General features: G+C 50.4%; 8 protein-coding genes. 3 read left to right on the top strand and 5 right to left on the bottom strand.

Annotation, left to right across the window (positions count from 1 at the left end):
* Positions 1 to 820 precede the first annotated feature (820 nt).
* Together SGI97_08520 and SGI97_08515 are read left to right on the top strand one after the other, a co-directional pair.
* Positions 821 to 1297 (top strand): CHRD domain-containing protein, encoded by a 477-nt coding sequence (locus SGI97_08520; GenBank protein ID MDZ4723929.1) that lies wholly within the window; start codon positions 821 to 823, stop codon positions 1295 to 1297.
* Between the two features lie 239 nt (positions 1298 to 1536).
* Positions 1537 to 2037, top strand: a complete 501-nt coding sequence (locus SGI97_08515) for a DUF456 domain-containing protein (GenBank protein MDZ4723928.1) — start codon at positions 1537 to 1539, stop codon at positions 2035 to 2037.
* Between the two features lie 6 nt (positions 2038 to 2043).
* Here the strand turns inward: SGI97_08515 and SGI97_08510 are convergent, their stop codons facing one another.
* The 5 genes from SGI97_08510 to SGI97_08490 form a co-directional block, all read right to left on the bottom strand.
* Complete coding sequence (locus tag SGI97_08510; protein MDZ4723927.1) at positions 2044 to 2310, bottom strand: DoxX family protein; 267 nt, start codon at positions 2308 to 2310, stop codon at positions 2044 to 2046.
* A complete protein-coding gene (locus tag SGI97_08505; protein ID MDZ4723926.1) occupies positions 2261 to 2464 on the bottom strand; it encodes a hypothetical protein in 204 nt (67 codons plus the stop codon). Before SGI97_08505 ends, SGI97_08510 begins: the two co-directional genes overlap by 50 nt.
* Positions 2465 to 2488: 24 nt before the next feature.
* On the bottom strand, positions 2489 to 3844 hold the full coding sequence (locus SGI97_08500) for a PFL family protein (GenBank protein ID MDZ4723925.1): 1356 nt from the start codon (positions 3842 to 3844) through the stop codon (positions 2489 to 2491).
* Between the two features lie 11 nt (positions 3845 to 3855).
* Positions 3856 to 4143, bottom strand: coding sequence for an ACT domain-containing protein (locus SGI97_08495; protein ID MDZ4723924.1), 288 nt, complete (start codon positions 4141 to 4143; stop codon positions 3856 to 3858).
* A 553-nt stretch (positions 4144 to 4696) separates the two neighbouring features.
* Positions 4697 to 4981, bottom strand: coding sequence for a hypothetical protein (locus SGI97_08490; GenBank protein MDZ4723923.1), 285 nt, complete (start codon positions 4979 to 4981; stop codon positions 4697 to 4699).
* 752 nt (positions 4982 to 5733) lie between these two features.
* On the opposite strand from SGI97_08490, the gene SGI97_08485 reads away from it, so the two are divergent.
* Positions 5734 to 7941: a UvrD-helicase domain-containing protein gene (locus SGI97_08485; GenBank protein MDZ4723922.1), complete on the top strand. Its 2208-nt coding sequence runs from the start codon at positions 5734 to 5736 to the stop codon at positions 7939 to 7941.
* The last annotated feature ends 10 nt before the right edge of the window (positions 7942 to 7951 follow it).

Below are 7951 nucleotides of genomic sequence, written 5' to 3'. Positions count from 1 at the left end.
TATCAAGCTCACGCTTGATAGAGCTAGTAAGCCGAACGGCCACTTTAGAAATAGAGTGGCCGTTTGTGTTTGTGGTGTGATCTTTCGGATGGTGCAGGCCAGAGATTTTCGAATCCGCCACAGCGGGCAGGCCGGTACCCAGTTTTGATATTCGTGCGGGACGTCCCGGTCGCGCACAGTGTGGCCGTCAGGTCACCCGCCGTGGGCTGACTTCGGAAGCCTCAGCACTCACTCCTCGCTTTTCGCTCGAAGTGACCAAGACCCGACGGAATAGAAAAGAAGACAGTCAGGCGGGGACGCCTGACTGCACGGTGGTAAATCTGGTGCTGGCAGAGATTTTCGAATCCGCCAATGGAAGACAGCCTGCACGAAGATGAAGATGGTTCCTCCGCCTTCGGCAGACTGGGATGACAAGAGAAGAGAATCCGCCACAGCCGACGGTGGTTCCGCGATTCTGTATTTCCCGTGGCTGGTATACGTCCTCGTGCACCAGCCTTTGTTTACGACTTCGTGCTGTACCCCGCGGCGGACTGTCGGGCGTTGACGGAATCAAGAGGGCAACCACGGGGGATTGCCCCTACAACGGGAATTTGATTCGGCCGATAGCTGCGTAGGGGCAGGTCCCCGTGCCTGCCCTTATTATTATTCCGTGTCAGGCGGGTGTGACCTAACGCCTCTTCGACCGTGATGTCGGGCGCGTGCAACAACTCATTAATGAACAATACCTGCAAAGCTACACCTTGTCTGGTGGGTAAGACGGAACCAAGCTCTCTCATGCCAGTATCAGGTAGTGAAGCTCATTCCTGTAAGGAGGCACAAAATGAGAAAATTGGCATCACTGGCATTATTGCTCGCTTTGTTTAGCTTTGTCGCTGCAAATGAAAACAACTTGGCGAATAGTCGCCGCTTCAATACACACCTGACCGGAGACGAGCATGTTCCATCGGTAAACACTACCGCGCAAGGCCAGGCAAATTTCTGGCTTTCAAAAGAGGAAACATCTCTTCATTATAAAGTTATCGTTTCGAACATCGAAAATGTAACTGCCGCACACCTCCACCTTGGAGAAATGGGCGCTACCGGACCGGTTATTTTCCGTCTCTTCGATGGACCAACCGTCAAGGGCCGAATGCAGGGCGTGCTTGCCGAAGGCGTCATTGCTAATGCCGATCTAATTAGCCCGCTTGCCGGACAGACGATTGATGTACTCATTTCTCGAATTGAATCAGGAGATATCTATGTCAACGTCCTTACCACACAAAATCCAAACGGCGAAATTCGGGGACAACTGAATTAGCTCTGTAAATACTACTCTCGTTTTATATGTTAAAAGCGAGCATCATTCAAAATGATACATCTAAAAAAAACCCCAACTTTCGTCGGGGCGAACGCAGTATCTAAGTTCACCGATATTTCAGATGATTTCGATTCTGCATAAGTTATACACATAGGGTTCCCTCAACATTCAATTGCCTGCTGTGTAACGCGAGCAACAAATCAGTATTTTTGCGTATAGATTGTCATATATTTACCGCTATGTCTGGTATGGAAATAACGCTCTTTATTCTTGCGCTCGGCATTATGCTCGTTGGATTGGCCGGTGTTATCCTGCCGATTATTCCCGGCACACCCTTAATTCTGTTGGCGGCTTTTGGATTTGGCCTGCTTACTGATTTCAAATACATAACCGGCAATACACTCATAACACTGACTGTCCTCACCGGGGTATCTTTCGTTGCCGAATGGCTGCTCACAATTCTCGGCATCAAAAAAATGGGCGGAAGCTGGATGGGGACAGCCGGGTCATTTGTTGGAATGATTGCTGGACTTGCTTTGCCGGGTATCGGATTGATAGGCTTTATCGCTGGCGCGTTTATCGGCGCCGTCATCGGAGAAATGCTTGCAGGAAAAAATCAGGCCCAAGCTCTCCGCGCGGGAATCGGAAGTTTTATCGGATTCCTCGCCGGAAGTCTGCTCAAAGTGGTTATTGCCTCGATTATGATCGGGCTGTTTATCTGGAACGTTTTGTTTTCTTAGAACGAATTACCTTCTCTTGCTCAGAAAATAATCAAGGGACATTTTGCCGGGACCCGTCAGGAGAAGACAGACGGCAACTATTCCATACAGGAAGGCCAATTCTTTTACACCAAATGGATCGGCGGCATGTGCGAGTGTAAAGGCGACCGCCATTGTGAAGGCAATCATCGCCGCTGCAATGCGAGTCATCAAGCCAAGCGCAAGGAGAAAGGCTCCCACGGACTCAGCCAGCGCGGCCAACCATGCAAAGAGAACAGGGATTGGGAATCCCAAGCGCGGCAACTCCAGAGACAAGCTCTTCCGACGGCGGCAGTTTTGCGACGCCGTGGGCAAGAGCGAGCGAGAGTCCCGCCATGCGAAGAATAAGCAACCCAAAATCACTTGCGCTGGAGCTCTTTCCAAACTCGCCAAAAATAAATCTCTTCATCTTCCATCCCTCCAATTTTTGAAGTCAGTTATTTATACCTGATGCCGGGGCGGGAATCCGACCACCTCGGGCAATAAAATTTGCCGATGAAAATTTAGACACAGCCATTATTGGCGCTGTTCCGAGCAATCCGCCGTATTCGGCAGACTGGCCAACCATTTTGCCGGGAACCGGAATTATCCGCACTGCTGTTGTTTTGTGATTGACCACACCGATTGCGCATTCATCGGCGATAATAGCCGAGATCGTCGCGGCCGGCGTGTCCCCTGGGATTGCTACCATGTCGAGTCCTACCGAGCAGACCGAACTCATCGCTTCAAGTTTCTCAATCGAGAGCGCGCCAGCTTCGACCGCGCGAATCATACCCTGATCTTCGGCAACCGGAATGAACGCGCCGGAAAGTCCGCCGACAAAAGAAGAGGCCATAAGACCCCCCTTTTTTACGGCATCGTTGAGAAGCATAAGAGCGGCGGTTGTGCCATGACAACCGCACCGCTCGACACCTATCGCTTCGAGAATATCAGCCACCGAATCCCCTTCGGCCGGAGTCGGCGCAAGCGAGAGATCGACAATGCCAAATTCGACCCCAAGTCTCTGCGATGCTTTCCTGCCGACCATTTCTCCCATACGGGTAACTTTGAAGGCAGTGCGCTTGATAACTTCGGCCAAAATCCCGAAATCACACTGCCCCGCGCGTCTCACAGCGGCAAGTACGACTCCTGGCCCGGAGATACCGACATTGATGACAGTCTCTGGTTCGCTGATTCCATGAAAAGCCCCGGCCACAAAAGGATTGTCTTCGACACAGTTGGCGAAAACGACAAATTTACAGCATCCGATGGCTTCATGAGTCTTTCCGGCCAATTCTTTTATCATCGTTCCCATCCGGGCGACGGCATCCATATTAATACCCGCTCTTGTGCTGGCAACATTGACAAATGCGCAGACTCGTTTGGTTGAGGCGAGTGCGTCGGGAATGCTGTCGATGAGATTTTTGTCTCCGGCTGTCATTCCTTTTTGCACAAGCGCGCCGAATCCGCCGAGATAATCTATCCCGAGTTCTTCGGCTGTGGTATCGAGCGTCTGGGCGATAGCAATAAATGTGTCGACCGTATGTCCGTCAGCAATAATGGCAAGAGGTGTGACTGATATTCTTTTGTTGGCAATTGGAATGCCATACTCATTTGAAATTGATTCGACCGTCCGAACATGATTTTCTGCTTTGGTCAAAATTTTTCGGCGGATTTTGGCTAACAGTTGTTTTGGGTCAGGGTCGGCACAGTCGCGAAGCGATATCCCCATTGTGACGGTGCGAATATCGAGGTGCTGGACCTCGGTCATGTGGATGGTCTCGATTATTTCTTCGGGTTTGTACGACATGGGGCAATGTCTCAGATCCGGTGCATATACCGGAAAATATCTTCGTGCATGACATAGACTTTCATACCAAGCTGCGTTTCGGTCGACTGGATTTTGTCGCGAAGTCCCGCGAAATCAAGTTTACAGCCGCTAATATCGACAACCATAATCATTGAGAAAAACTCCTGCATAATTGTCTGGGAAATATCTTCGATGGAACAGCCATTCTCCGCAAGTACTGCAGTAATCGAAGAAACAATCCCCGGGCGGTTTTTGCCAAATACCGCGATGATAATTCTTGTGCGGTCAGTCTTTTCAATTTGGTCATAGAGACCTCCTCGATTAGCGTCAGCTTTGTTCTGATCTGATTGAGGTGTGAGGGGCTGGTACGAATGAATTGTGGCGGTCGGCTGAACAGGTTGAAGCGAAGGCGGCGTTGGCGACGAAGATGCCAGCGAAGTGAGCGTAGCGGGGTTCTGACTGTGGCCGTTGGTTTTCGGCTCTGATTCCTTGGGGATCACGCCTTGTGTTGGTGGATTGCCTTGTTTCTCGCGCAATGAATCGACAATACGGTCGACAACTTGACGAAGGACTTTGGCGTCCATACGCACACCCATTTTGCCAGCGACGATTTCAGTTATTTTGGAGATTTCAGATTCTGAATATGACATAGATGTGCGGTCTTCTTTTCACCAAATTCCTCGTGTCTCTGACTATACTCTGTAATAATAGCAGAACTCAAAGCTTTGGGCAAATGGTTTAAGCTGTTGGGAGGGACTTCCCGCCACCTGCGGACGGTGCTGTCCTCTTAGTGGTGTCGGGGGCAACCCCTCCAATGGCGGGCATCTTGGAGGCCGGGCTCTATTTCACATTCTATTCAGGAATATGTATTCGCTGGCGGGGCTGTTCTAATTGATTGAAACAGCTTGGGCAGAGACCTATGAGCGGTTCTACTTTTTGATGGCAACTGCGGCAGATATATTTCCTGGCGGTTATCAAAATTGCAAACAGGCCGAACGGTCCAAGAATGAGTCCGATACAAAACCAGTAAACTCTGTTCCGGCCGGACTTCTCAGCCAAATCGGCTGTTATCCAGCCGAAAGTTGTCGAGAGTGCGATTGTCATTGCAATCAAAGCAGGGATCAGTTTCATAGGCATGTTCTATCTTTGTGTTTGCCATTTTTAGATGCGGTAAAAACTCGTCTATAAATAATACACTGCTCGGTATCAATTTGTTCGTAGAAGGCAGATAATCTCACACACTCGTCCATTCGATTGACATTCTTTCTATAGCGAAAGCGGGTTTCGTGACTAAGGAATGGGTCGCTTGGCATCTCCATCGAAACGGGGCGCCTGACAGCATTTTTTGTTCCGACAGGTCTTGGCTTTCTCTGAGTCCGCCAAGGCGGGCGAAGGGAGAGGTGTGACCTGACTGCAAATATATCGTGGTGTCGGTCCGCCGCGGCGGATGCCCGACACTCCTATTTTCAAAAAGTAGGGCGGGGAAGCTTGTCCGCCGTGGTGGATCCCCGAACCCGCCAATTTTATGACCGTCAAGTCACCCGCCACAGGCGGACTTCGGTGGCCTCAGCACTCATCCTTCGCTGTTCGCTCGAAATGACCCGGACGCGGCATGTCAAACTCACACTCATTTTCGTGCGGGGCGTCTCTGCCCCGTACCAAAAATATGATCACACCGTAAGCGGTGTGGTACAAGACCATGTAGCGATGAACCCCCGTGGTTCAGCGATTCTGTATTTTTGTGGTTGGTGTATGCTTCACCACGCCTACCCCTGTGGTGGGGCGGACATGAGAGCCTCGTGCACCAACTTTCCCCTTCTTTGCCCCTCCCGCCTCAAATATCATTGCCATTCTATATCAAAGCCATATATTCTTCGACTGGTATGAATATGAATTGGCTGCTTAAAGATCTCAATGACCCGCAACGCGAAGCGGTCACCACCACCGAAGGTCCGCTTCTTATTATCGCGGGGGCCGGGTCGGGCAAAACGCGTGTGTTAACCCGCCGCCTGGCTTATATATTGACCGAGCGCAAAGCCGAGCCGCACCAGATTTTGGCGGTGACCTTCACCAACAAAGCCGCCGCCGAGATGAAAGAACGCGTCGCACAGCTTGTGGGAGCCGGAGCGGCGACGATGAATGTTTCGACATTCCACTCTTTCTGCGCGAGACTTCTGCGGCGCGAAGCTCATGTTATCGGATATGATAACAATTTTACTATTTTCGATTCCGCCGATTCTCTCTCGCTCATAAAGAGCTGTATCAAAGAACTCGGAATATCCGACGCCCAGTTTCCACCAAAAGGACAACTCAGAAAAATCTCAGACGCCAAAAACCAACTCAGGAGCCCGGAACAGTTTGCCGCAACCGCCAATGGTTATTTCGAGTCGCGCACCGCGACAATCTATTCGCTCTATCAAAAGCGTCTTCGGGAATGCGGGGCGATGGATTTCGATGACCTCATCACTAACACCGTCTGGTTGTTGACCAACAACACCGAAATCGGCGAAAAATACCGCCGTTTCTTCAAATACCTCATGGTCGACGAATACCAGGACACCAACCGTGTGCAATATCTTTTGCTTAGGAATCTTCTGGGCGGCCATGACAATATCTGTGTGGTCGGTGACGAAGACCAATCCATCTATGGCTGGCGCGGAGCCGACATCCAGAACATCCTCGGATTTGAAAAGGACTATCCCGGCGCCAAAATAATCAAGCTTGAACAAAATTACCGCTCCACCGGCGCCATTCTCAAAGCCGCCTCATCGGTAATAAAACATAACTCCCAGCGCAAAGGGAAAACACTCTGGACCGATGCCGGCGATGGAGATATGATTCGCCTGCTTCTGGTCGATTCTGCCGAAGCCGAGGCGACTGAAGTGTGTACACGGATTATTTCCGGGCGTAATGGCTCGGATGGGTTATCATTAAAGCAGACCGTTATCCTCTATCGCACCAATGCCCAGTCACGAGCTTTCGAAGAACAATTCCGCCGGAATAATATTGCTTATCAGATTGTCGGCGGCGTCTCGTTCTATCAGCGAAAAGAAATCAAAGACCTTCTGGCCTACCTGAAACTTATAGCCAATCCAAAAGATGATATTTCCTTCGAAAGAGTTATCAACTACCCCAAACGCGGGATCGGAGACAAAACAGTCGATGATATTGCCGTCTTAGCCCGAAAAGAGGGGCGCTCCCGCTATGATATTGCCCGACAGTCGGCGCAGTACCCCGAGCTTGCCGGAAAATACAAACGCATCGAGCCGTTCATTGAAATGATAGAAAAGTACCGTGCCCAAGCCTCAAGCATTCCTGTTGATTTGCTCACCCAAAATCTTGTGACTGATATCAGCATTCTGACCGAACTGTTATCCGAAGACCCGGTGCTGGGACAAACCAAAATTGAGAACGTGGAAGCCTTTATCGAAGGTACCGCCGAGTTTGCCCGGGCGCGATCTGATGGGCATCTTGTTGAATATCTCTCCGAGATTTCGCTCTTTACAGATTTGGACCAGTATCGTGAAATCGACGACAAGGTCACAATGATGACCATTCATTCGGCTAAAGGATTGGAATACGACACTGTTTATCTGGTCGGCCTTGAAGAAGGTTTATTTCCCATGCAGAGATCATTTGATGACCCGCTGCAGTTGGAAGAGGAGCGAAGGCTCTTCTATGTCGGAGCGACCAGAGCGCGACATCGATTATACCTTACATCGGCATCAGTTCGGCATCGTTTCGGCGAAGTCGAATCCATCCCATCCCGCTTCATCAAAGAAATCCCTCAAAATCTCCTTGACAGGACAGACCTTCGCACGCGAACCGCAGTCCAAGCCGGGCTGCCTCTAAGCAGCAATGGATACAACTCCCGTGCTTCATCTTCAGAGCGTGTGGTCAAAACGGGTGTGCATTATGAATACGATGAGAATGAAACGATGAAAATCGGGCGGCTTGTCTCACATCCCACTTTTGGCCGGGGCAAAATTATAAAATCCGATGGATTCGGCGACTCATTGCGGCTTGAGATTATGTTCTCCGGGCTCGGCGTCAAAAAGATTATGGCGCGTTACGCCAAACTCACACTGGTGGGCTGATACAGATACT

The sequence above is a fragment of the Candidatus Zixiibacteriota bacterium genome, from assembly GCA_034439475.1.
GTDB lineage: Bacteria > Zixibacteria > MSB-5A5 > GN15 > FEB-12 > JAWXAN01.
This window is presented reverse-complemented; position numbering and strand designations above follow the sequence as displayed.

Coding starts and splice junctions, on each gene's coding strand:
- SGI97_08515 (MDZ4723928.1), top strand. CDS start 1,537: ATGTCTGGTATGGAAATAACGCTCTTTATTCTTGCGCTCGGCATTATG.
- SGI97_08500 (MDZ4723925.1), bottom strand. CDS start 3,844: ATGTCGTACAAACCCGAAGAAATAATCGAGACCATCCACATGACCGAG.
- SGI97_08505 (MDZ4723926.1), bottom strand. CDS start 2,464: ATGAAGAGATTTATTTTTGGCGAGTTTGGAAAGAGCTCCAGCGCAAGT.
- SGI97_08490 (MDZ4723923.1), bottom strand. CDS start 4,981: ATGCCTATGAAACTGATCCCTGCTTTGATTGCAATGACAATCGCACTC.
- SGI97_08520 (MDZ4723929.1), top strand. CDS start 821: ATGAGAAAATTGGCATCACTGGCATTATTGCTCGCTTTGTTTAGCTTT.
- SGI97_08485 (MDZ4723922.1), top strand. CDS start 5,734: ATGAATTGGCTGCTTAAAGATCTCAATGACCCGCAACGCGAAGCGGTC.